The sequence below is a fragment of the Legionella antarctica genome, assembly GCF_011764505.1.
Classification (GTDB): Bacteria; Pseudomonadota; Gammaproteobacteria; order Legionellales; family Legionellaceae; genus Legionella; species Legionella antarctica.
Genome location: NZ_AP022839.1, coordinates 2,540,953 through 2,562,250, shown reverse-complemented (window position 1 = coordinate 2,562,250; position 21,298 = coordinate 2,540,953). Strand labels below are relative to the sequence as shown.

The window sequence follows — 21,298 nt, the reverse complement described above, 5'->3', positions numbered from 1 at the left end:
ATAAAACTATTCCAACTTAAAAAAAATAAGAAAAAATCATATCTTAATGATTTAAATAAGAAATTATTTTTGAGGTTGGTTAAAAATTATATTCAAAATGAATATTTTCAGCATTTATAGCATTAAATCTGGGCTTCTTAAATAAATTTAATGTTTTTAATTATTCTTCGTATGAATTAAAAAGCAAGTCAGGGGACTGAATTTAAAGTATATTTTATTAAATATAACTGATAAATCGAACAATTTCCCTCTCAGGTAGATTCATCTTGCGGTGCGACTTGTGGCAGGGTGATATGGGTCCGCATGTCTGGAACAAAATTAAGGAAAAATAAGAGCTATTCATCCATCATTTATAGTTAAAAATTCACTCAAATTAACCTATTTAAACCTACTCAATACCGTATGAATAGTGATTGCTACTACGAATTGTCTTAGGTCATTTTACCACAACTCTATCAGAATGACTTATCCACAAGTCCACAGGTCAGGAGAGCTTCACTTTCTCGTATAGGCCTGTGGGCCTTGTGGGTAAGTCATGACGCTCTCATTTAGGGTTTATGGTCTTTTCCGGCCATAATACACCTCTGCGGGCGTTAAATAATTAAAGGACTGGTGAAGCCTTCGGTTATTATAATACTCAAAATACTCCGTTAAGGCCAGCTCAACCTCTTCAATTGTATCAAAATCATACCGGTAGATTTTTTCTTGCTTAACACTACGCCACAATCGCTCGATAAATATATTATCTAAATAACGTCCTCGCCCATCCATGCTGATAGAAATGTGGTGAGATTTTAGCGTATTTATCCAATCTTTTGAGGTAAATTGAGAACCCTGATCCGTGTTAAAGATCTCACAACGCGAATGCAGCAAAGCGTTTCTAAGCGCCTCAATACAAAATTCAGCCTCCATAGTAGGTGAAATAGCCCATCCAATCACATAACGACTATACCAGTCCATAATAGCTACTAAATACACATGCTTTCCTTTCATGCGGATGTAGGTGATATCTGCGGCCCAAACCTGATTTGGTTTGGTGATATCCACCTCTTTTAATAAATAAGGGAACACCTCATGCTCCTTATTGGGAACGCTTGTATTTGGCTTTGGGTAAACAGTCGATAACCCCATCATTTCCATCAACTTTTTTACTCGACGTTTACCAACAGGATAGCCTACTTCTTTTGACAGCCATCTTGCCCGCTTAATTTTACCTTCACATGGATACTGCAGATAGTGCTCATCAAGTAGCGCCATAAGCGTATCCGTTCGGTGAAATACACCTAGAGGAATAAGTGAAAATTGAAGAAGATCGCTACACCATAACTATTGGAGTAGACGATGACAAAAAGAGATGAGTACTGGAGTGACATGGTTAAATCCTATGAGGAAAGTGGTTTAGCACCAGGATTATTTTGCCGTAATAAAGGAATATCAGACTCCAGGCTCAGATTTTATCGCAATAAATTCAAGAAAGAGTCTAAAGCAGTTACCCCAGCCAAAGAGGCTTTATTTGAGCCACTTATTATTACTCCATTACCTTCTGCTAAGGCAGTGTTTAAATTAGTTATTGAACTCCCTAATAAAATACGCTGTGAACTTGATGCAGCTGACCATCAACACCGACTGATATTATTAAGGGAGTTGATGACCTTATGTTAATTCCAGATGATGTTCAAGTGCATTTATATTGTGGAATAACTGATATGCGCAAATCCATTAATACTCTAGCCATTCTGGTGCATGAAGTTTTTGGAATGGAGCTTAGTGCAGGTCATTTATTTTTGTTTCGTAGCAGAGGAGGAGATAAGTTAAAAGCACTGTACTATGAAGAGCAGAGTTTTACCTTATGGTACCGCAGATTAGAGAAAGGGAAATTCATTTTCCCCCGCAATACCCAAGGTCATATTGAGCTGACAAAAGAGCACTTAAAATGGCTCATGGCCAGCAATAAATTCACCTTTCATCAAGGAGGAAACCCGGTGATTTACCGTGATTTTCATTGAAAAACACTGAAGAAATCATGGTGGTTATGGTATAATATCACCATTAAAACAAGCACTAAACCAGCCATGATTTCCTCAAAAGACCAATCACTTTTAATGCCTTTGCAGGAAGAAATTAATCAATTAAAAAAAGAAGCTCTGGAATGGAAGCAAAAGTATTTTAATATGCTAGAGCAATTCAAACTGGCTCAACAGCGTAAATACTCTCCCTCATCTGAACACAATATTCTGCAAGGCGAGTTGCAATTTGATGAAGCAGAAAGCATAGAGGTCACAGAGCTGCCGCAAGAAGATAATACAATTACGGTCACCTATACTCGCAAAAAACCAGTACGACGCCCATTACCTCCAGAGTTACCCCGTGAAACCATTGAGCATGACATTGCAGAAGAAGAAAAACTGTGTGCTTGCGGCTGTATGAAGCAACGTATTGGCGAAGAGGTCACGGAACAGCTAGAGTTTGTTCCTGCAAAGCTGACGGTCATTGCCCATGTGCGACCCAAATATGCATGTAATCGTTGTGATGAAGGGGTAAGCATTGCCCCTATGCCGCAATTATTCCTTCCTAAAAGCATTGCCACACCAAGCCTTGTAGCTCATGCCATTATTAGTAAATACCAAGACCACCTCCCTTTATACCGTCAAGAGCACATCTGGAAACGAATGGGCATTGAGATGGCTCGCAATACAGTATGTGGATGGATAATGGCAGCATCTGAGGTATGTAGCCCAATGAGGAACGCTCTAATCAAAGAGCTGGTTGCATCAAACTACCTTCAGGCCGATGAAACACCACTTCAGGTGATGGATGAGCCTAATCGAAAAAATACATCCAAGAGCTATATGTGGGTATACCAGAATCACAAACCGGATAAAAAAATCATTGTGTTTGATTATCGTGAAACCCGACAAGCCCAATGGCCTAAAGAACTACTTAAAGAGTTTAAAGGCTATTTACAAACAGATGGGTATGTTGGTTATGACTGGGTTGATGACCATCCTGATATTATTCATTTGGGATGTTTTGCACATGCCAGACGTCCTTTTGCTGAGCTTGTCAAACTGGCTAAAACCACAGGTAAATCACATCAGGCCGTGGCGTATATTCAAAAGCTCTATGCCATTGAAAAAATTGCTCGGGATGGGAACTATACGGCAGAACAACGCTATCAGATAAGGCTCGAACAATCAAAACCCATTCTTGACGCTTTAAAGACTTGGCTTGACCAATCCTTAAAAAATGCGGTACCCAAATCAAAGCTGGGTGATGCCTTAGTTTACATGTCTCAGCGATGGAAGGAGCTTACTGCTTATTTGCTTGATGGGATGCTCGAGATTGATAATAATGCCATTGAAAACATCATTAGGCCTTTTGCTCTGGGCAGAAAAAACTGGCTCATGTCTGGAAGCCCTAGAGGGGCTCATGCTGGGGCATTATTCTATAGCCTTATTGCAACAGCTAAGTCCAATGGCCTTAATCCTTTTGATTACCTCAAAGTCCTCTTCGAAAAAATCCGCTTCTGTAAAACCGCAGAAGACTTCACGAATCTTCTTCCTTTTAATCTCAAGATGAATTAACCCCTTCTTCTAATGCAACCCGTAGTTCACCGAACGGATACCCATAAGCGCTTCATCTTCGACAGAAATGGGCTTGGCACTATAATAATAACTTGAAACAGGCAAGTCTAATAGCAAGCATTGTTCACGAATGGTGAGCTCGGCAAGAGGATCAATCATGACGCGCTTTTCATCCAGACTAAAGTTCATGCTTTTTTTTTAGCCAAGATAGCTGCGCTTGAAGTCGACCAATTTCTTGATATAATGCCTCAACAAGCTGCTCTTGGGACTTGGCTTCTTTTTCATTAGCCCCAGAGAATAAATCGTTAATGGCTTTGATGGCCGATTGCTTCCAAGTTTTTACCTGCGTTGCGTGAACACCGTATTCACTGGTAATTTGCGCTTGTGTGAGTTTCCCCTCAATCGCAGCTAGCGTTATTTTTGCCTTCTTGGCCGCCGTATAATAAGCTCGCTTTTTAGACATTTTATTCTCCTCTTTGTATTAAGAAGAATAGCTCTTAAAAAACCTTTTTTTGTGTCCAGAAAACCGCGCCTATATTAGGGAATAATCAATTTGGAATATGCTATCATGAAGTTAATAATCTATTAATGTAGTAATTAAATTCAGGATCGAAAGGTTACATTAGATGAATGATAAAATCTTAAGCAAAGAATTCACAATTGGTAAATTATATTACATCAATGATTTTGAGGCGCGTGCATTAATTTATGAAATTTTTTATCAAAACGCTTATTTATTTAATCATCTTACTTTAAATCCTGGTGATATTATTATTGATGTAGGAGCCAATATAGGGCTGTTTTCCCTTTTTGCCCTGAGAAAATGTGAATACGATGCTCTAATTTATTCCTTTGAACCCATTCCTGCCTCTTTTGAATGTCTAAAGAAAAATTTAAAGCAGTTTAAAGAGCAAACGCGCCTCTATAACCTGGGCATTGGGGATGTTAGAGAAGATTGTTCTGTTGAATTTACCCTTTTTGGGAATGATTTGACAACTGCAACCTTTAAGCCTATTGATAAACTCATTTCTAATTATAATCCTCTGTTAAATTATGATACGTTATTAAAAATTTCTCGAGTTCGTTACAAATTATTGTATTACCAACTGAAATTTTTGCCTTTTATGCGAAAATTTTTGATTAAACGAAATTTTAAACAACGAACGGTAGAAAAAAAAGTCCAGTGTAGGCTTACATCACTTGGTCATTTTATTGAAAAAAACGATATAAATCATATCGATTTTATAAAAATTGATGTTGAAGGAGCTGAATTTGATGTTGTAAAAAGTATCAAGCCATCACAATTTGCCATGATTAAACAGTTATGTATTGAGGTCAATAATATCGATAACAGAGTCGAGCATATTGCCTCTTATTTGCAACAACAAGGCTATCTTACTGAAATTCATAGAAGCCCTATTTATGAAAAACTAGGCTACAACCAGAATATGATCTATGCAAAAAGACTCTCTTAAAAAGAACAGATCAACTTGGATTATAAGAATAACCAACCAACCAATAATAATTAATAATACCCTAAATCTCCTAACTCCTAATTTAATTAGAAACTCACTATATAGTGGACCCCAAAAATGAGACAGTGGTGTAAAATAGAAACCATTGTTAAACGGGGTACCAAGTGGCTAAAAAAAAATTTACATCTGACTTCAAAGCAAAGGTAGCAATTGAGGCATTAAAAAGTCACAAGACGACCAATGAATTGGCATCTGAATTTGAGGTGCATGCAACACAAATCAATCTGTGGAAAAAACAATTACTGGATGGAAGCAAGCAATTGTTTAGCGGCAAGCATGACAAAGACATGGACTCCATCATACAAGAACGAGATCGATTATACACGCAAATAGGCCAGCTAGCGGTTGAGTTAGACTGGCTTAAAAAAAAGACCGGTCATCTAAGTTGAGCGTGCGGGAGAAGCGAGCCATGATTGATGTCAATCACCCTACACTCAGCATCGTACGCCAATGTGCATTGGTTAATTTGTCACGCGCTAGCTACTATCGCACTGCTGGCGAAGGAATATGTACCGAGAGCCCAGAGAATCTGGCTTTGATGGTCTTGATTGATGAGGAATACATGCGCCATCCTTTCTATGGAAGCAGAAAGATGCGTTCTTATTTACGTCGCCTTGGCCATGACGTTAACCGTAAGAGAGTGCAGCGTTTGATGCGGATCATGGGTCTGGTTTCAGTGGCACCAAAGCCGAATACGAGTAAAAAGAACAAGGAACAAAAGGTTTATCCCTACTTGCTACGTGGTTTAGTGATTGATCGACCCAATCAGGTTTGGTGCACCGATATTACCTACGTTAGGATGCAAGGAGGCTTTGTATATTTGGTGGCAATAATGGACTGGTATAGCCGCAAGGTGCTCTCTTGGAAGGTATCAAACAGCATGGATGATGACTTTTGTGTAAGCGCGTTGGAGAGCGCCATCAGGCTCCACGGCAGGCCTGATATTTTTAATACGGATCAAGGCTCCCAGTTTACCAGTAAGGCGTTTACCGATGTTTTAAAAGACCATGACATCAAAATTAGCATGGACGGGAAAGGTCGATGGATGGATAATGTGTTCATTGAACGGCTATGGCGTTCAGTCAAATATGAAGATATTTACATAAAAGAATACGGAACAGTTTTAGCACTACGAAATGGTTTAAGGGTGTATTTCAAGTTTTATAACGACGAAAGACCTCATCAATCATTTGGAATATACACGCCGTCAGAGGTTTATGCTGGCCTATATGAGGCTGCAGCGTAATGGAATGCCTGTGGATATGTGGACGCGTCCTGCGGATCAGCCATCGCCCTTCGGGACATGTGGACAAGCCATGGATAACAAAAAGACGTTATCCACCGCTTGACCACACTCGATGGCTTCGCGCCCACATACCCACAGGCTCAATAACAGGTGTTTCATTAACTGCTATTGTGGTTGACTCGTGTGCTACGCACCCTCGTCAACGAAAGAAAGTAGAATTAAAGTTATATCTTAAATTAAACGGATCGCTGTCTTGACAATGGGGTCCACTGTACTATTAAAACTTGTATTGCAACATCAATAAACTAAAGTATACTTTTCTTCATGCCGCTGTAGCTCAGTTGGTAGAGCAGTTGATTCGTAATCAATAGGTCGGGCGTTCGATTCGTCTCAACGGCACCAGTAAAAATGCGGTATTTCGCAGAAAATCAAAAGTTAAAATGTAATTTAGTGGCACTGTAGTGGCAATAGATAATAACAAGTGGCAGTAAATCACATCTGAGTGGCGAGTTTTCCCATCATCAAAAACCATCATAGATTTTTTCAACGATGCTCTAAGCAGTACAGCCTACTCACTTCTGACTTAATTCAAATTGTTTTAAATTAAAACAAGATATCGGGTCTTGTTAATTTTAAATGCCACGCTATTGCCACTAAGCATAAGTTGGAGTGCTTAATTTGTTGATTTAAAAAGAATTAAATTCTTTGGTATTATGATTAACCATCAATAGTTGCGGTTTTTTATAGTTTATTGTAGTCTCTGCGGCAGGATGGGTTGATGGCGGTAACCACCAACCCTAATCAACATTAACCGTTACGGGGCTAATGGTGACTGATGTAACTATAGCATATCAGTTGCCGATCTCCATTGTAGGAGTTTGGTATGGCATCGATAGAAAAAAGAATAACAAAAGAAGGCAAAGTTAAATACCTTGCGAGGGTTAGGTTAAAAGGAAAACGGGCAGAGTCAGCCATATTTGAAAGGCTAACAGATGCCAGACGGTGGGCGAGTAGTATTGAATCAGCTATTCATGAGAACCGTCACTTCAAGACAGCAGAATCGAAAAAGAGAACATTAGCTGAGCTAATAGACCGTTACATTGAAATCATCTTGCCTCACAAATCAGCGTCAATGCAATCAGCACAGAAAAAACAATTATTATGGTGGAAAGATAAGGCTGGGTATCATGTCTTAGCTGATTTCACCTCTCAAGCTATTTCATCTTTAAGGGAGGAGCTGGCTAATGGAACAACTAACAGGGGTGAAAAAAGGACAGCCGCCACTGTTAATCGTTATTTGGCAGCTTTATCCCATGCGTTAAACACTGCAATTAATGAATGGGAATGGATCGAATCAAATCCTGTTTTAAAAATTAAGAAGCATCCAGAGAGCCAAGGCCGAGTACGTTATCTTGATGATAATGAGCGCAGCAGATTACTTGAAGCTTGTAAGGAGTCAGGTAATCAACAACTACATACAATTGTCGTATTAGCTCTTTCTACGGGAATGCGTAAGGGGGAGATCCTTAATTTAACACGGCGTGATGTGTTTCTTAATGAAGGATTTTTGATTCTTGAAAATACCAAAAATAAAGAACGGCGCAGAGTACCGCTAATCGGCTACGCTCATGAAGTACTTGCTCAGCATTTAAAAATTGCTCGACTTGATTCTGATTATATTTTTCCAAGTAAAGATGGCAAACAACCTATTGATATCAAGAGGCCTTGGGAAGTTGCCGTATCAAAGGCATTAATTACTGATTTCAGGTTTCATGATTTGCGTCACAGCTGCGCTAGCTATCTTGCTATGAATGGCGCGACTCAGCGTGATCTGATGGAGGTTCTCGGACACAAAACAGTACAGATGACCAAGCGTTATTCTCATCTTAGTGACAATCATATCAGCTCTGTAGTTGGCAGTATGAATGAAAAAATATTTGGGGGGCTAAAATGAGCTATTTCGATCATCAAAATTTAAAAAGAGCTGATTTTTTACATTGGAACCAAGTTGCTTTTGTAACTTTGAACGAATTTATTTATTTGGCCGCAGGATTTGAACCTCTTCATATCGGCATACATGGAAATGGTTATTTAAATTTATCTTATGAAAAGATGAAGGAGTTTTACAGGAAGATTAAACGTTTAGGTGAAGAGTTGCCTTTAAATACAACAAAGGCAACAGAAATAAAGGATCGAATGACATCTGAACCTAAATATGAAGCAGTTTATCTAATAAGTTGGGCACAATCTAAAGGCATCCAAGTCCATCAAAATTATGATCCGATTATCTCGGAAAACAGAAAAATAACTAATCTTGTAAGTGAGTTTTTAGACAGAGATGTTGTTTCAAGAAATGAATTTTCAATACTCTTGGCTGTTTGCAATTCCGAAAGAAGCGAGAGTTATTTTAGATTGAGACTCACAGAGGCTATGAAAATTGGTATGATTAGTCCTATCTCAGGAACACAAGACTTAAATGCTGGAATACCACTTGAAGATCGGAATTATGAGTATACCCTCAAAGACTTGCTTGATTATGCTACTCAGAAAAAATGGGCACTTCCAGAGCAATTAACGGCTGTATCTGAGGCCAAAAAAGAGAAAGCACCAGATCCAAGGCTGATTAACTCATCTGAGAAGCTGTATCTTGGGTTAGCATTGGAGCTTGGTTATGACCCAAACAATACCAAAAATATAGCCACTGGCTCAAATCGATATGGATTTAGTGGAATTCTCGAAAAATATGGAATTGATCTTAGTGACGATACAATCCGTAATCTGTTAAAAACAGCATCCCAAAAACATCGACCATCAAAACCGAATAAGCTCTAATCGGGCAGTTTATACCCCTATTGGGGTACAGCAAATTTTCAATAAGGCTTAATTAACGTCAGGCGATTGCGGTAAACCGTGATCATTCTTAGTAACAACCCTGAGGTGAATTATGACCGTTATAAGCTCAATCCCTTCGTTATCTACAGTAAAGCAATTCTGCCAAAAATATCCGGCGTTTACAGAAGGGGGAATCAGAGATCGTATTTTCTATGCCGACTCCAATGGATTAAAAAAAATCGGGGCCATTTTACGCAACGGCCGCAGGGTCTTAATTGATGAAGAAAAATTCTTCCTTTGGCTGAAGGAGAATCAAGCATGAGCAATAAAAGTGATGGTAAAACATCAATGGCCTTAAAAGCCATGCTGGAGGGTAAGAAGCTGAACCGCAAGGACTTTGGTAATGCTTCTCTTCATTCATGGATATCAACTATACGGAATCAATGGTTCATCCCTGTGGAAAGTATTTATACGCATGATCGCACCTGTGATTATTACATGCCTTGGAAGGAAATTAACCGTTATAAAAATCCGGAATTGCGACAAGAACAACGCCAAGAAACAAAAGCAGAAGTATTAAAGCGTCGAAAGCAGCAAGCTTTAAAAAGGTTGGAGCAGGTTAGCGCTATTAGCCAATCAAAGACCACGATAACCTGCGCAGATAAATACGTTAGCCTAGAGGCGGCAACCTCAAGCCTAACGGGAGGTAAATCCCATGAGTGATTTTATAACAATAATAAGAAATACTGAAATCGCATCCTCTGAACAGGGGGTGCGAGTTACTAACCAGTATACCCATATCACTGGAGAAGCATTACTAGAAAAGCTTAGAACCATTCAAATAGGTGATAAGGATGGTAGTCATTTCCTTCGAGCCAGATTAAAAATTATGGAAGCTGGCCGGTGTATGCCTCGCGCTGACATTAACATAGAAGGCTTAGCCAGCACACTGATAATAGATTGTGATAAGCGAATGAACCAATATGGACAAGAAATTGAAGGAGCACCTGATCCATTGCTTGTTCATAACGCTTTAAAGAAACTTAATATCGGGCATATCATTTATGGCTCATATTCGCATTACGCAGGGGGCAAAGGCAATCGTTACCGTATTATACTGGTTACCAAGAAGCCCTATCATAAGGAGCAATTGGCAGCTACAGCAGAAGCATTAGTCTTGCTTATCAATCATAATCTTGATGAAGAATTACTTGCCTATGCTAAGGAAAATAGTGTGTTTGCTCAGGCTTGGTATTGTCCTAGAAAACTCGTGAATTCTGATATTAAACCATTGTGTTTTGAGTATTTAAATGGGAATCCAATTGATGTTTTTGAGCCGGAAATATTACCTCCAAACACCCATATGCCACCTAAGCAAAATTCTTCAGGTGATGATTTATCCCCAATAAACGCATTTAATGAACAGAACTCCCTTACTAAACTTTTAACTCAATATGGCTATAAACGAAAGTTAGCAACATCTGCTCAAGAACGTTGGCTGCCGCCTGACTCTGCATCCAATAGTGCTGGTATGGTGGTGAGGGGTGAACGAGTCTTTAGTCATCATAATAATCGACTTAATGATGGCTATTGGCATGATGCGTTTGATTTGATGATGCTACATGAAGAATTATCAGTCCATGACGCTGTTATAAGAGCAGCACAACTTACTTTTGCGCCAGATGGCAATACCATTGATCAGCATAATAAATCAGTACAAAGCAGATTAAAAACAAAAACCAAGCCTAGGGCATTACCAGAATCAAGACCGCCAGTTCTTCCTCTATTAGCTGAGATGTTGCCCGAATCAATCCGAGATTATATTTTTGATGTGGCCGAGCGGCAGCAAAGCCTACCTGATTTTGTTGCTGTAACTGCAATTATCGGATTATCTGGTTTACTAGGCCGTAAGGCATCAATCTGCCCCAAACAATTTGATAGCTGGTGTGTTGTACCTAATCAATGGGGAGCAATTATCGGAAGGCCATCTGCTATGAAAAGCCCGAGTATGAAAGAAGCATTAAGGCCTTTATGGCAATTTGAAAAGCAGGCAGCACAGCAATATAAAGAAGATCAACAAAACCACAAGGAAGAATGTATTTTGCTGGAATTGGAGGCTACTACAGCCAAAAGTAAGGCGAAAGAAGCACTAAAAAAGAATAACCGTGATGCGGCAAGGGAAGCACTTAGAATAGTGGATAATATTATTCCGCCCGTGCGGCATAGATTAATAGTAAACGACCCCACTGTAGAAAAATTGGGTGAGTTATTAAATGAAAATCCTAATGGGCTGGTGTTTGTGCGTGATGAACTATCAGGGTGGTTAGCTAATCTAAATCGCGAGGAATATCAATCTGATCGTGCTTTTTATCTTGAATGCTTTGATGGGAATGGCCGTTATGTTTACGACCGCATTGGTCGAGGTACGATTGAAATTGAAAGCTGTACTCTTTCAATTATAGGTGGCATTCAGCCTAGCAAAATCTCTTTGTTAGTACGTGACGCAACAAGGGGCATTGTCGATGATGGGCTAATTCAACGTTTTCAGTTAGCTATATGGCCGGATGACATTGGTAGCTGGCAATGGATTGATAGAGTACCTAACCAAGAAGCAAAAGTGAGATATGACGGTGTTTTTGAGACGCTACATAATCTCGATCTTATGGGCGTAGATGAAGAGCCTCGCCAATTTAGATTTACCAGTGAAGCACAGGAATTATTTATTCAATGGATGAAGAAAATTCAGGATATTGCCAGATCTCCTGAGATTCATCCTGTACTTGAAAGTCATATATTGAAAATGCCTCAAACAATTGCTGGATTGGCATTGTTGTTTGAAATAATTGATGGGGGACGTGAGGCTGTTGGAATAGCTGCAACGGTGCGAGCCTTGAGTTGGACAGATTATTTGCTTAGCCATGCCGAGAGGCTTTATAGCATTGCAACTAACTTCAGTCTTGATAGTGCAAAATTGATTTTGGATCGTAAGAAGAAATTGCCTAATCCTTTATCTGTTCGGGATATACAGCGGAAAGGATGGTCAGGGCTTGATTCGGTTGCGTTGATTAACGAATCTTTAGCTTGGCTAATGGACTACGGTTATCTTAGCAGAGAAACAATAAGCTCAGTAGATACAAATGGCCGCCCGAAAGTGGCTTACCATTGGAATGATTAACATGAAACAGAGGTTAAAAATAGGGAATACCACCACATGCTGACCGACAAAACTGACAAAACTCTATTCTGTCGGTTTTGTCAGTAAGGGTTTTGAGTGTTTTTAGAAACTATCAGCCCAGATAAATAGTGAACTATTTGAGCATGATGAAATGAGTGAGACAAACATGAAAAGCATTAAGAGAACAAAAGAAAAGCAACTTGATAAAACAGATGCCAAAGCTCACGCAAGAGAGAGATTTAATAGACGTGTGATTCATAAAAATGCTATTGCCGCTAACAACATTCGGTCAGACAGTTTTAATCTTGATGAAGCTAAAGAGAAGAGTTGCGATGCTTTGACAGCTTTAAATGCTCAAAGTAGCTTGCAAGCTATGCTTGTGGCTGAAATGCTCTCGATCCACGAATTACAACAGACAACAATGGCTTTTGCTATTGGGGCTACTGATTTTGAGCTGAAGAAATGTTACACCAACTCTGCAATAAAATTAGCGAATTGTTTTACTCAGCAAGCTGCTGTACTAGCTAAGCTACAAGGTATTGGAGGCCAAAAAATTATTGTTGAACGTGTTGATGTTCATCAAGGCGGCCAAGCTATTGTGGGGAATATTCAAGGGGGTCTGGGTAATAAGGAAAAAACATGAAAACAACCTCAAGAACCGAGAAAAAATGCTATGCCTTTGAATCTGCGCCTCGGTGTGGCGCACGAACAAAAGGCAATAATGGTAAGCCTTGTCGCTGCCCAGCAATCAGAGGCAAAGCCCGTTGTCGTGTACATGGAGGAGCAAGAGGCTCAGGTGCGCCACTCTATAATCTCAACGCATTAAAGCATGGAGAGACAACAGGCGAGGCTAAGGCATTCAGAGAGGAGATTAGACTGGCAATTAAACGTAGCAATAGGTTTATCAAAGAGCTTATTTAGCCAAGCATAAAATGGAATTCAATTTTAGATTGTGGACAGGGGTGGGAGGGGGTAGCCGGGGTTTTGGCGGCGTAGTGGTCATCCGGGGGGGCACAACTCTCTGAGTTCCTCTGCCAGTCGATTTGAAGAATAATTAGTATTTATTAACCATCATGTTTGCATTGCGCCCATTATTTGATAGAATGACAATCTTTTGTAATCATAACCAAAAATAATTAAGTCGGCTTACTTAGATAAAATAATTATAAAAATAAATCACTGTGGTCGAAGTTGATGTTAATAGACCGAGATCATCTTATGAAAAAAATTGCTTTGCTGGTGTGTTACCTATTTATCTTAGGCATTAAATGTTATGCCAAACCTGTCCTAGAACAAGATATAGATTTAATTGCTTTAGAAGATTTAAAAGTACTTACCCAAATTCAAACTAAATATAATAAATCTTTGTTCAATAAAGAATTTACTCAGAAACTTATTGAATGTACAGCAAATGGAAATAAACAGTGTAGAGATAGACTTAGTCGAGAAGAGGATGAAAAAATTGATTATGAGTACCATGCTGTAAAGAAAAACTCTCAATTATGGGAAGGGAAATTAAAGGAATGTGCCGATAGAGGCAATTTGTTTTGCTCCAATCGTCTAGGATATTTTTATTTTCTTAATCCTCAAGACAATCCCCGGTACTTGGATGCTTATCCTTATCTTGTAAAAGGTCAGTACATATACACACATCATTATAATGAAAATGTGAGTGTTTGTGCTGCCATGATAGGATTTTCACTTGAAATGAATAATAAGAGAGACTCTTTAAAATACTTTAAGCGATGTGCTTTAGATGGAAATAGGACTTGTGCTTATAAAGTCTCTGAGTTTTATTCTGATGACCCTGATTTTAAAAATCCTATATTAGATTATGCTTGGAAGGCAACTGCTATAAAGTTAATTGATTCTTTTAATTTTATGACAAATAAAACAAACAGTGAACTTGAGCATGATCTGGCTGAGCTAGAAAATAAAATTGGGGGTAACATATATCAAGCTTACATGTTGGCGAATATCATTTGTGATAAAACGGCAAAATGCTACTTAAAGAGATACTGACGATTCAACTTAGCCCTTGAATCTTTCTAAGTGCCTCATGAGTCTTGTTTAATAATTTTACAGATACATTATCTTGGTTCTCAATTTTACTGATATAAGCTTGAGTAACCTCCATCAGCTTGGCTAAATCTTCTTGTGTAATACCTGCTTGAATTCGGGCTAGGGCGACTGGATTATCAATATAATCAGCTGGGTTAAACACTTCATAATCTTCGTTTTCTTGCGGATGTTTTAATTGCTCTGTAATTTGATGACGCAAGGCATGGTAGGCGGCAACTGGCAAAAGGACATATTCGATCTTGCCATCCATTGATTTAATTGTTTGTAGGTTCATTTGTAAGCACCTCCACGGGGTTTAATTTTCTCAATTGAAATAATTTTCACTTCATTATCTCTATCGAAAATAATGCGCCATTGTCCAACACGTAGACGAAAATAGGGTTCGCCTTGTAGCTTTTTTATATCCAAGCTTGTGTTGTCGGGGTTTTCTCCTAACAATACAAGCTTCTCAGTAATTCTGGTTCTATCAGGTTGTGGTACACTTTGCAGTGCTTTCTTAGCCTGTTTTTTGATCAGCAGCGTGAACGACACCGTAAAACCTTGTTATTATTCTTAATGGTTATTATAGGTTATATTTAGTTATAATTCCAGTGCTAATATGGTTATGCGATTTAGTGGCACTCTAGTGGCACGAGATGACAAGAAACCATGATTTACGGCAACAAATGCCAATCACTGATTTGAGTTAATTGATTGATTTTATTATCGTTATTTGTCGTGTATTATTGCCATTAATAGCACGATCTGGGATTCGTAATCAAAAGGTCTGCGGTTCGATTCCGCGCAGCGGCATTGTAGAATCAATGGGTTACGTGTTGGAGTTTAAAAATAGAAAAATTTTGGTACCGTTTTTGGTACCAGTTTTGAAATGTAATTCATAGTTATTAATTGATATTAAATTTACTACTTCTTTTTGTGGTGCTAACCTTGATTGCTGGGTTTAGAAACGAGAAAATCATCATGAAATAGCTTCCGGCTCTAAGTATCTTGCTTGATTTTCAGCACTTTCTTGTACATCCATATATTCTGTAATTTCGATTTTATATCCATCAGATGAGCATGATGCTTTTGATAAACTCATTTCATATTGATTAGCCATCTTTTTTACTCGGTCTATAGTGTCACTCTTCATATTTGAACCAATTACGATGCCTGTGACACTTAAGAAAGGGGCAATGTTCACCAATGGCAGAGACTGGTTGTTCTCAATAAAGCTGTTCGTATTTGCAATTAAACGGTATTCATATTCATGTTGCCACTGCTTATATTTCACCCCAACAGAGCGAGAAACTAAATACTTTATCTTCTCTATTTCTGTTAATTTAATAATTTCATTTAAGTCTATTGTGGGCATTTCCTCTTCATATTGAACTTTAGATAACACAAACTCATAATCTGTTTTAGGTAAATGAAAAGATAATAATGTTTTTCCATTATTTATTTCTTTGGCAAAAAGGGCTAAATCAACAAGTCCCGTTTCATTTTGAATAAGCTGAAAGTCAAGTTCAAATTTAATGCAGCAACCTTGATGGTTATTACCATAATAAGCCCACATAGGAATGTTAGCTGGATCGGGTGTTAAACAAATTGTTCCATGTGCCTGAAAAATATTATGCACCTCAGGGGAATGAGTTAATAACACATCTTGGAATTCTGCTGATGTAAGCCGAGATGCAAATGTTTCTTTATTTAAATCAGGCTCTCCATTTTGACGTTGTAACTCGAGCATCTGATTAAATAGATCTGGTTTTGATAAAATAGTCTCAGGCCTAAAGGACGTTAGTTTAAACCGTCCTTCAAATGGATCATTAAATGATGAAAGAGGAGTAAGCCAAATTTGTTGCTTAAGGTAACTGTCCAAATATTCAAAATGTTCTTCTTTTTCTAATGACATATATTTGTACAGCACTATTTTCATCAACAAAACTCTATTGGGTAAAAAAACGGTATGATATGGGGTTTTAAGTATAAAATAAAGCTCCATTAAGGAGCTTAAAAAGATGAAAAGATATAGGTTTGCCCCTCAACTTTCACCGAACAATAATCACTGATAAAAAGATCCCGAGCAAAATCCTCAAAATCAAAATAACAGATCAAACTATCCGGTATTTGATGAGTATAACAGTCATCAAATAATTGCCTGGCAAAATCAACCTCTGAATCATAACAACCCTGGTAATGATCCTCTAACATAGTTTGTGCATCATCAATCGAATAGTCACAGAGAAGAGCTAAACCTAGCTCTCCGTGTTCTTGGATAAATGAGGCGTACTCAACAATATTACATATTGACTCGTACTCATGGATCTTGATGCTGCCGAATCCTTCATAATCGTTTATGGCGTATTTTTCAGCATTGGGTTCTGAGCTGTTATCTAGCATAGTCCAGATTTCCTCCATGATTTCATCATCGCTTTGCGTGGCATCTATCCAGACACCATGTAAAGTGGCGTTGTTATAAGATGCTAGACAGGCGACGTAAATTGAAGGGGTGTCCATGGGATTATCTCCTTGTGGAAAGGGAGCAATCCCACAAGGGAGCTTGCTCCCGTGATAGGGTATGATTAAAACGGAATTTCTTCTGAATCGTGTTGCAATATTTCTCGCATTTGCGCCATATGGTGTTCTGCGGTTTTGTTGCTTGACTCATCAGCTGATTTGGGTGGGCTGAGTAGCTGAATATGACTGACAACAATGGTTAAGGCTTGACGCGCTTTTCCTTCATTGTCAGTCCATTGATTAGAACGCAGTTTACCTTCTAGGTATACTTGCGAACCTTTCTTTAAATACTCAGCGATTTTGGTTAGCTTTCCAAAGAGTACCAGCTGATGCCATTCCACTCTGGTTTGCCATTCATCATTCTGTTTGAATGACTCATTGGTAGCCAAAGTGGCTGTGACAAAAGATTGTCCGTCTTTTCCGGTGATATTTTTAGGATCAGCGCCGAGATTGCCGATTAATTGAACGCGGTTTAACGATGCAGTCATTATATTCTCCTGTTATTATTAAATGTGAGTGCATAACAGGAAAACATCCGCATAGGCAGGTGGTTTGCTGTTATGCGGATAAGGCTTAGTTGATTCAATTAACAAGCAATTCGTTGAGTGTCGAACTGTTTGACAAAGGAAATCAGAGACTCCAATTTATGCAAACTTAATTCTGCATGCTGAAGGTCATAGGGATTAATTTGCAGTCGATGACGACTTAATTCATTCACACAACAATTCAGCTCAAAGAGCAAATGTTCAATCTCAAGTTGTACTGGTTCCTGCTGTTGCATGGTAGACTCCTTAGAAATAGGGAGGATTAGCCCCAAAGGGACAATTCATCCCAATTGGGTTATGCAAAAAAGATCACCGAAACATCGGTTGATTTACCTAATTATTAATGATGATGTGCTTAAAGCACTCCTCGGGCGTAAAGCCGTAAAAACATCTCTTGAAGTGGTTTCCCTGCTAAACGCTCTGCCATGGAGTTAGGGAACAAGATGGCATATCACAAGACCTATAGGTTTCGTCAGAGTTACACTGGCTCGTCAGTTGTGTTGCTTCCAGATTAGCAAGCCAGTATTGGAAATCAAGAATTTTTTTCTGTTGATATTAAATGAACGTAATTGAATCATGATTAACTTTAATGTATTAGATATAAAATATTTTTAAGAGGAAATAATGAACCAACTTTACATATTAACTGGCTCGCCAGGTAGCGGTAAAACTGCAATGTTGGCTGAATTATCAAAGCGGGGTTTTCCCATCGTTGATGAGCCTGCCAGGCGAGTTTTATTACAGCAACGACTCATTGATGGTGAAGGTGTTTATGATAAGAATCCCTTTTTGTTTAAAGAGTTGATGTTATCAAGGATGCTTTATGATTATGAGAGCGCTCCCAAATTTGATTTGGTATTTTTTGATAGAGGTCTTCCTGATCTGATTGCTTATAGTAAATGTTTTAATTTAGACATTGGTTCTGAGCTAAAAGCTAGCCATACTAATCGATATAATCCAACAGTGTTTTTTGCTCCGGCATGGGAACAGATTTATATTAATGATGAGGAGCGAACGCTAACTTTTGATGCGGCTCAGGTATTTGAAAATGATTTAGACAGGCGTATGCAGAATTGGGATATCAATTAATAGATATTCCTTTGTGGGCGGTTTTTGAGAGGGTGAATTTTATCTTGAATATTATTGATACTGTATGAATAATAATTCATTTTTAGGAGTTCAGATATAACCCGATAGATTTATTACATTGTTTCCTGCTACTGGTTTGCTAACCAATCTTCAAAGGTTAGAGCAAAACGAAAATGATCCTGCCAGATGCCATTGATTTTCAAATAACGGGGTGAGAACCCTTCTTTGATAAAGCCGTTTTTCGTTGCCAATTGTATCGACGCAGTATTTGTTGGCTGGATATTGGCTTCAATTCGATGGAGATCTAAAGTTGTGAATATTTCTTGCAGAACTAATTTTAGTGCCTCGCTCATTAATCCTTTCCCAGCATACTCCTCAGCGGCGTAATACCCTAAATAAGCACTTTTAAATACACCTCGCATAATGCCACTAATATTAAAGACACCGATAATCTGTTGGTCATCATTCCAAGCCAAATAATACTGTTCGCTTTCTTGTTTGCTCTTATTCAAATAAGTCTGGAACTCTTCAGAAGTGCAGGGTGCGGTTATAAAAGGAAAATGAAAATCGCTGCTATTTTTCATTGTAGAAACAAATACAGTTTCATCTTGGGCGGAGGGTTCTCGTAATGCGATCATTTCTGACTCAATAGGTATTTAATTGAGTATTGTATCATGCTGTTTTATTTTCTCTTCTACGATAAATTTTAGTAATGCCCTGGTAAATAATTTATTCTTTTCCCCATGATGACTTTGTCTGGGTTAGCTTCAATAATTGCCAAACCGTTGTGTTAAATATGCCTGATGCTCAATATCAGTTTCTTGTGTTAATGCCAGGCGCATATACTCTAATCGCCCAACGCAAAACTGAACACGGTTTAAACTTAAAGCACCATCGGAGTATTGCTCGATTGCAGGGATTAATTCTTCTAAATAAAAAACATTATGAGGTTTGGCACTTTTAAACACGGCTGCGCCACTAAAAACTACGATATTATGGATATGTTGTGGTTCTATAAAATCAAGAGTCTTTTGTATGGCTTTAACGTGTTTATAATTCTGGTGTATGGGATTTTGAAATCTGAATTTATCGTAATAGAGGGATTGAGACCAAAATCTTGATTTTTCTATAGCAAATATCCATCCCTTGTAGTGCTTTGTTTCTATAACGAATATGCCTTTTTTTGTAATTAGAATATGATCAATTTGAGTAGTGGAACCATCCTCTAAACGTAAAGTAATATTGCTCAGAACATGAGCATCTTTGTTTTGGCAATACTTTGCTAACGAGTGTCTGACTCGAGATTCACCGCAATTTTCAGCTACCCGTTTACGATATCTTCCGGCAATATAACCACATACTATACCTAGAAAAATTAACGACAATAAACTAACGATTTCAAGATCAACCATACATCTTACCTCCAATAAGCACATTATTTTAACAGTGCTAATCGGTATTTTCCAATTTGATGAAAACCAAGGGATTGGTATGCGCATATGGCGGAATTATCATTAGTGAACAAAATGGCTCTTTTGACTTGTCGGTCTGTAGCTTGTTTTAGGCAAAGGTACACAGCAATTCTGGCAAAACCTCTATTTCTTAATGAAGGAGGAGTATAAACGGGACCCAGCTGTACAATATCAGGGAGATTGGCATTAAACCCACATAGAGAAACAGGGGTGTTATTTACAAATAAAACCCATCGATTTTGGCTAAGCTGTGTATCTTGAATCTCATCAACAATAGATTGCTCAAGTGTGGGATTATCAGCATCGTCCCCAAGTGCTTCAATATGATAAGCGATAAGCCATTCTTTGATGATGTGAATGTCACATTCTTGCACTGGTTTTAGTGTGCAGCTATATGAATGAACTGCTTGGGGTATAGTCATTTTTTCAAGATCAAGTAAGAATAGTTTTTCCTGATAATTAATGGCAAATAGGGACGTTTCTAAATTTAGCTTATCAATGACAAAACCGGCTTGGGTGTCTTCGCCAAGTACTCCAGCAATGGGTCTTGTTCTATTAAGTTCAAATTCCTCTACCAATGCTGATAATGCAGAAAAATTTTCAGCTTGCATCATCACATTACGATTCCAGTAATGCGCTAAAACGCCATTCAGTTGGTTGTTTTCAAAGGAACCGTAATATTCTCCGTGAAATGGTGCATTTTGATAGGTAATTCCCGAGTGGTATAGATTGTTTCTAATGAACATGGTCGTTTCTTGATAATGGTTGAGATAGGATGACAATTCATCTACATGCAATTCGCCCAGCTTTTTTATTACAATCATGTTTGCCTCGGTATGATGAGTGCTTTTTATGCACCTTTTGGATATGTGTTAAGATAGCTCAATAGAAATATACAATAAAGAGTCCTTAATGGATAAAGTAAAAATTGACACAAACTTAGCTCAAAAGCTGATTGCTGAGCAATTTCCACAATGGCAGTCACTACCAATTCACCCAGTTGCTCAAAGTGGTTGGGATAATCGAACATTTCATCTAGGTGAAGAAATGGTGATTCGTTTGCCTAGCGATTTGGAGTATGAGCCACAAATAAATAAAGAATATAAATGGTTGCCATGGCTCTCTATGATATGGGTCCGCATGTCTGGAACAAAATTAAGGAAAAATAAGAGCTATTCATCCATCATTTATAGTTAAAAATTCACTCAAATTAACCTATTTAAACCTACTCAATACCGT

Annotated in this window: 26 protein-coding genes, 1 tRNA gene and 1 pseudogene; 16 read left to right on the top strand and 12 right to left on the bottom strand. The window is 38.3% G+C overall.

Annotation, left to right across the window (positions count from 1 at the left end):
* Positions 1-555: 555 nt before the first annotated feature.
* The gene (locus tag HRS36_RS12210; protein ID WP_173237511.1) at positions 556-1,257 is read right to left on the bottom strand and encodes an IS3 family transposase; all 702 of its coding nucleotides are present in this window, start codon (positions 1,255-1,257) and stop codon (positions 556-558) included.
* A gap of 84 nt (positions 1,258-1,341) precedes the next feature.
* Here HRS36_RS12210 and tnpA point away from each other — a divergent pair, with 84 nt between their 5' ends.
* The 3 genes from tnpA (at position 1,342) to tnpC (ending at position 3,584) form a co-directional block, all read left to right on the top strand.
* On the top strand, positions 1,342-1,662 hold the full coding sequence (gene tnpA / locus HRS36_RS12205) for an IS66 family insertion sequence element accessory protein TnpA (protein WP_173236280.1): 321 nt from the start codon (positions 1,342-1,344) through the stop codon (positions 1,660-1,662).
* Positions 1,656-2,006 carry an IS66 family insertion sequence element accessory protein TnpB gene (gene tnpB / locus HRS36_RS12200; protein WP_173236281.1) on the top strand — a complete coding sequence of 117 codons (351 nt, stop codon included), beginning with the start codon at positions 1,656-1,658 and terminating at the stop codon, positions 2,004-2,006. The genes tnpA and tnpB overlap by 7 nt, the downstream gene beginning before the upstream one ends.
* Positions 2,007-2,072: 66 nt before the next feature.
* Positions 2,073-3,584, top strand: coding sequence for an IS66 family transposase (gene tnpC, locus HRS36_RS12195; protein ID WP_173236282.1), 1,512 nt, complete (start codon positions 2,073-2,075; stop codon positions 3,582-3,584).
* 9 nt (positions 3,585-3,593) lie between these two features.
* Here tnpC and HRS36_RS12190 read toward each other — a convergent pair whose 3' ends face one another.
* Positions 3,594-3,773 (bottom strand): hypothetical protein, encoded by a 180-nt coding sequence (locus HRS36_RS12190; RefSeq protein WP_173237510.1) that lies wholly within the window; start codon positions 3,771-3,773, stop codon positions 3,594-3,596.
* Positions 3,763-4,047 carry a transposase gene (locus tag HRS36_RS12185; protein WP_173235475.1) on the bottom strand — a complete coding sequence of 95 codons (285 nt, stop codon included), beginning with the start codon at positions 4,045-4,047 and terminating at the stop codon, positions 3,763-3,765. Before HRS36_RS12185 ends, HRS36_RS12190 begins: the two co-directional genes overlap by 11 nt.
* Positions 4,048-4,210: 163 nt before the next feature.
* On the opposite strand from HRS36_RS12185, the gene HRS36_RS12180 reads away from it, so the two are divergent.
* The 11 genes and pseudogenes from HRS36_RS12180 to HRS36_RS12130 all read left to right on the top strand — a co-directional run bounded on the left by HRS36_RS12180 (position 4,211) and on the right by HRS36_RS12130 (position 14,394).
* The gene (locus HRS36_RS12180) at positions 4,211-5,059 is read left to right on the top strand and encodes an FkbM family methyltransferase (protein ID WP_173237509.1); all 849 of its coding nucleotides are present in this window, start codon (positions 4,211-4,213) and stop codon (positions 5,057-5,059) included.
* 164 nt (positions 5,060-5,223) lie between these two features.
* Positions 5,224-6,365: pseudogene (locus HRS36_RS12175) on the top strand (IS3 family transposase).
* Between the two features lie 326 nt (positions 6,366-6,691).
* Positions 6,692-6,767: transfer RNA gene (locus HRS36_RS12170), tRNA-Thr, on the top strand.
* Positions 6,768-7,248: 481 nt separating this feature from the next.
* A complete protein-coding gene (locus HRS36_RS12165; protein ID WP_173237508.1) occupies positions 7,249-8,319 on the top strand; it encodes a tyrosine-type recombinase/integrase in 1,071 nt (356 codons plus the stop codon).
* The gene (locus tag HRS36_RS12160) at positions 8,316-9,197 is read left to right on the top strand and encodes a hypothetical protein (protein WP_173237507.1); all 882 of its coding nucleotides are present in this window, start codon (positions 8,316-8,318) and stop codon (positions 9,195-9,197) included. Before HRS36_RS12165 ends, HRS36_RS12160 begins: the two co-directional genes overlap by 4 nt.
* Before the next feature lie 112 nt (positions 9,198-9,309).
* Positions 9,310-9,519, top strand: a complete 210-nt coding sequence (locus HRS36_RS12155) for a hypothetical protein (RefSeq protein WP_173237506.1) — start codon at positions 9,310-9,312, stop codon at positions 9,517-9,519.
* Positions 9,516-9,920, top strand: a complete 405-nt coding sequence (locus HRS36_RS12150) for a hypothetical protein (RefSeq protein ID WP_173237505.1) — start codon at positions 9,516-9,518, stop codon at positions 9,918-9,920. Before HRS36_RS12155 ends, HRS36_RS12150 begins: the two co-directional genes overlap by 4 nt.
* Positions 9,913-12,372, top strand: coding sequence for a YfjI family protein (locus HRS36_RS12145; protein ID WP_173237504.1), 2,460 nt, complete (start codon positions 9,913-9,915; stop codon positions 12,370-12,372). Before HRS36_RS12150 ends, HRS36_RS12145 begins: the two co-directional genes overlap by 8 nt.
* A gap of 166 nt (positions 12,373-12,538) precedes the next feature.
* A complete protein-coding gene (locus HRS36_RS12140; RefSeq protein WP_226905463.1) occupies positions 12,539-13,015 on the top strand; it encodes a hypothetical protein in 477 nt (158 codons plus the stop codon).
* Positions 13,012-13,293, top strand: coding sequence for a hypothetical protein (locus HRS36_RS12135; RefSeq protein ID WP_173237503.1), 282 nt, complete (start codon positions 13,012-13,014; stop codon positions 13,291-13,293). Before HRS36_RS12140 ends, HRS36_RS12135 begins: the two co-directional genes overlap by 4 nt.
* Before the next feature lie 297 nt (positions 13,294-13,590).
* The gene (locus HRS36_RS12130) at positions 13,591-14,394 is read left to right on the top strand and encodes a hypothetical protein (RefSeq protein WP_173237502.1); all 804 of its coding nucleotides are present in this window, start codon (positions 13,591-13,593) and stop codon (positions 14,392-14,394) included.
* Between the two features lie 4 nt (positions 14,395-14,398).
* On the opposite strand, the gene HRS36_RS12125 is transcribed toward HRS36_RS12130, so the two are convergent.
* From HRS36_RS12125 to HRS36_RS12100, 6 genes are all read right to left on the bottom strand, one after another.
* Entirely contained in the window at positions 14,399-14,728 is a 330-nt protein-coding gene (locus tag HRS36_RS12125) for a helix-turn-helix domain-containing protein (RefSeq protein WP_173237501.1), read from the bottom strand.
* Positions 14,725-14,985, bottom strand: a complete 261-nt coding sequence (locus tag HRS36_RS12120) for a type II toxin-antitoxin system RelE family toxin (RefSeq protein ID WP_173237500.1) — start codon at positions 14,983-14,985, stop codon at positions 14,725-14,727. Before HRS36_RS12120 ends, HRS36_RS12125 begins: the two co-directional genes overlap by 4 nt.
* A gap of 427 nt (positions 14,986-15,412) precedes the next feature.
* The gene (locus HRS36_RS12115) at positions 15,413-16,372 is read right to left on the bottom strand and encodes a DUF2971 domain-containing protein (protein ID WP_226905647.1); all 960 of its coding nucleotides are present in this window, start codon (positions 16,370-16,372) and stop codon (positions 15,413-15,415) included.
* A gap of 74 nt (positions 16,373-16,446) precedes the next feature.
* Positions 16,447-16,953, bottom strand: a complete 507-nt coding sequence (locus HRS36_RS12110) for an antirestriction protein ArdA (protein WP_173237498.1) — start codon at positions 16,951-16,953, stop codon at positions 16,447-16,449.
* A 65-nt stretch (positions 16,954-17,018) separates the two neighbouring features.
* A complete protein-coding gene (locus HRS36_RS12105) occupies positions 17,019-17,441 on the bottom strand; it encodes a single-stranded DNA-binding protein (RefSeq protein WP_173237497.1) in 423 nt (140 codons plus the stop codon).
* Between the two features lie 98 nt (positions 17,442-17,539).
* Entirely contained in the window at positions 17,540-17,734 is a 195-nt protein-coding gene (locus HRS36_RS12100) for a hypothetical protein (protein WP_173237496.1), read from the bottom strand.
* 388 nt (positions 17,735-18,122) lie between these two features.
* Here HRS36_RS12100 and HRS36_RS12095 point away from each other — a divergent pair, with 388 nt between their 5' ends.
* Positions 18,123-18,587: an AAA family ATPase gene (locus HRS36_RS12095; RefSeq protein ID WP_173237495.1), complete on the top strand. Its 465-nt coding sequence runs from the start codon at positions 18,123-18,125 to the stop codon at positions 18,585-18,587.
* Between the two features lie 128 nt (positions 18,588-18,715).
* Here the strand turns inward: HRS36_RS12095 and HRS36_RS12090 are convergent, their stop codons facing one another.
* The 3 genes from HRS36_RS12090 to HRS36_RS12080 all read right to left on the bottom strand — a co-directional run bounded on the left by HRS36_RS12090 (position 18,716) and on the right by HRS36_RS12080 (position 20,883).
* A complete protein-coding gene (locus HRS36_RS12090; protein ID WP_173237494.1) occupies positions 18,716-19,225 on the bottom strand; it encodes a GNAT family N-acetyltransferase in 510 nt (169 codons plus the stop codon).
* Between the two features lie 129 nt (positions 19,226-19,354).
* Positions 19,355-19,999, bottom strand: a complete 645-nt coding sequence (locus HRS36_RS12085; RefSeq protein WP_173237493.1) for a nuclease-related domain-containing protein — start codon at positions 19,997-19,999, stop codon at positions 19,355-19,357.
* 23 nt (positions 20,000-20,022) lie between these two features.
* Entirely contained in the window at positions 20,023-20,883 is an 861-nt protein-coding gene (locus tag HRS36_RS12080; RefSeq protein WP_173237492.1) for a GNAT family N-acetyltransferase, read from the bottom strand.
* A gap of 88 nt (positions 20,884-20,971) precedes the next feature.
* Here HRS36_RS12080 and HRS36_RS12075 point away from each other — a divergent pair, with 88 nt between their 5' ends.
* Positions 20,972-21,256: a hypothetical protein gene (locus HRS36_RS12075; protein ID WP_226905462.1), complete on the top strand. Its 285-nt coding sequence runs from the start codon at positions 20,972-20,974 to the stop codon at positions 21,254-21,256.
* Positions 21,257-21,298 lie beyond the last annotated feature (42 nt).

Coding starts and splice junctions, on each gene's coding strand:
- HRS36_RS12210 (WP_173237511.1), bottom strand. CDS start 1,257: ATGGCGCTACTTGATGAGCACTATCTGCAGTATCCATGTGAAGGTAAA.
- tnpA (WP_173236280.1), top strand. CDS start 1,342: ATGACAAAAAGAGATGAGTACTGGAGTGACATGGTTAAATCCTATGAG.
- tnpB (WP_173236281.1), top strand. CDS start 1,656: ATGTTAATTCCAGATGATGTTCAAGTGCATTTATATTGTGGAATAACT.
- tnpC (WP_173236282.1), top strand. CDS start 2,073: ATGATTTCCTCAAAAGACCAATCACTTTTAATGCCTTTGCAGGAAGAA.
- HRS36_RS12190 (WP_173237510.1), bottom strand. CDS start 3,773: ATGAACTTTAGTCTGGATGAAAAGCGCGTCATGATTGATCCTCTTGCC.
- HRS36_RS12185 (WP_173235475.1), bottom strand. CDS start 4,047: ATGTCTAAAAAGCGAGCTTATTATACGGCGGCCAAGAAGGCAAAAATA.
- HRS36_RS12180 (WP_173237509.1), top strand. CDS start 4,211: ATGAATGATAAAATCTTAAGCAAAGAATTCACAATTGGTAAATTATAT.
- HRS36_RS12165 (WP_173237508.1), top strand. CDS start 7,249: ATGGCATCGATAGAAAAAAGAATAACAAAAGAAGGCAAAGTTAAATAC.
- HRS36_RS12160 (WP_173237507.1), top strand. CDS start 8,316: ATGAGCTATTTCGATCATCAAAATTTAAAAAGAGCTGATTTTTTACAT.
- HRS36_RS12155 (WP_173237506.1), top strand. CDS start 9,310: ATGACCGTTATAAGCTCAATCCCTTCGTTATCTACAGTAAAGCAATTC.
- HRS36_RS12150 (WP_173237505.1), top strand. CDS start 9,516: ATGAGCAATAAAAGTGATGGTAAAACATCAATGGCCTTAAAAGCCATG.
- HRS36_RS12145 (WP_173237504.1), top strand. CDS start 9,913: ATGAGTGATTTTATAACAATAATAAGAAATACTGAAATCGCATCCTCT.
- HRS36_RS12140 (WP_226905463.1), top strand. CDS start 12,539: ATGAAAAGCATTAAGAGAACAAAAGAAAAGCAACTTGATAAAACAGAT.
- HRS36_RS12135 (WP_173237503.1), top strand. CDS start 13,012: ATGAAAACAACCTCAAGAACCGAGAAAAAATGCTATGCCTTTGAATCT.
- HRS36_RS12130 (WP_173237502.1), top strand. CDS start 13,591: ATGAAAAAAATTGCTTTGCTGGTGTGTTACCTATTTATCTTAGGCATT.
- HRS36_RS12125 (WP_173237501.1), bottom strand. CDS start 14,728: ATGAACCTACAAACAATTAAATCAATGGATGGCAAGATCGAATATGTC.
- HRS36_RS12115 (WP_226905647.1), bottom strand. CDS start 16,372: ATGAAAATAGTGCTGTACAAATATATGTCATTAGAAAAAGAAGAACAT.
- HRS36_RS12110 (WP_173237498.1), bottom strand. CDS start 16,953: ATGGACACCCCTTCAATTTACGTCGCCTGTCTAGCATCTTATAACAAC.
- HRS36_RS12105 (WP_173237497.1), bottom strand. CDS start 17,441: ATGACTGCATCGTTAAACCGCGTTCAATTAATCGGCAATCTCGGCGCT.
- HRS36_RS12100 (WP_173237496.1), bottom strand. CDS start 17,734: ATGCAACAGCAGGAACCAGTACAACTTGAGATTGAACATTTGCTCTTT.
- HRS36_RS12095 (WP_173237495.1), top strand. CDS start 18,123: ATGAACCAACTTTACATATTAACTGGCTCGCCAGGTAGCGGTAAAACT.
- HRS36_RS12090 (WP_173237494.1), bottom strand. CDS start 19,225: ATGATCGCATTACGAGAACCCTCCGCCCAAGATGAAACTGTATTTGTT.
- HRS36_RS12085 (WP_173237493.1), bottom strand. CDS start 19,999: ATGGTTGATCTTGAAATCGTTAGTTTATTGTCGTTAATTTTTCTAGGT.
- HRS36_RS12080 (WP_173237492.1), bottom strand. CDS start 20,883: ATGATTGTAATAAAAAAGCTGGGCGAATTGCATGTAGATGAATTGTCA.
- HRS36_RS12075 (WP_226905462.1), top strand. CDS start 20,972: ATGGATAAAGTAAAAATTGACACAAACTTAGCTCAAAAGCTGATTGCT.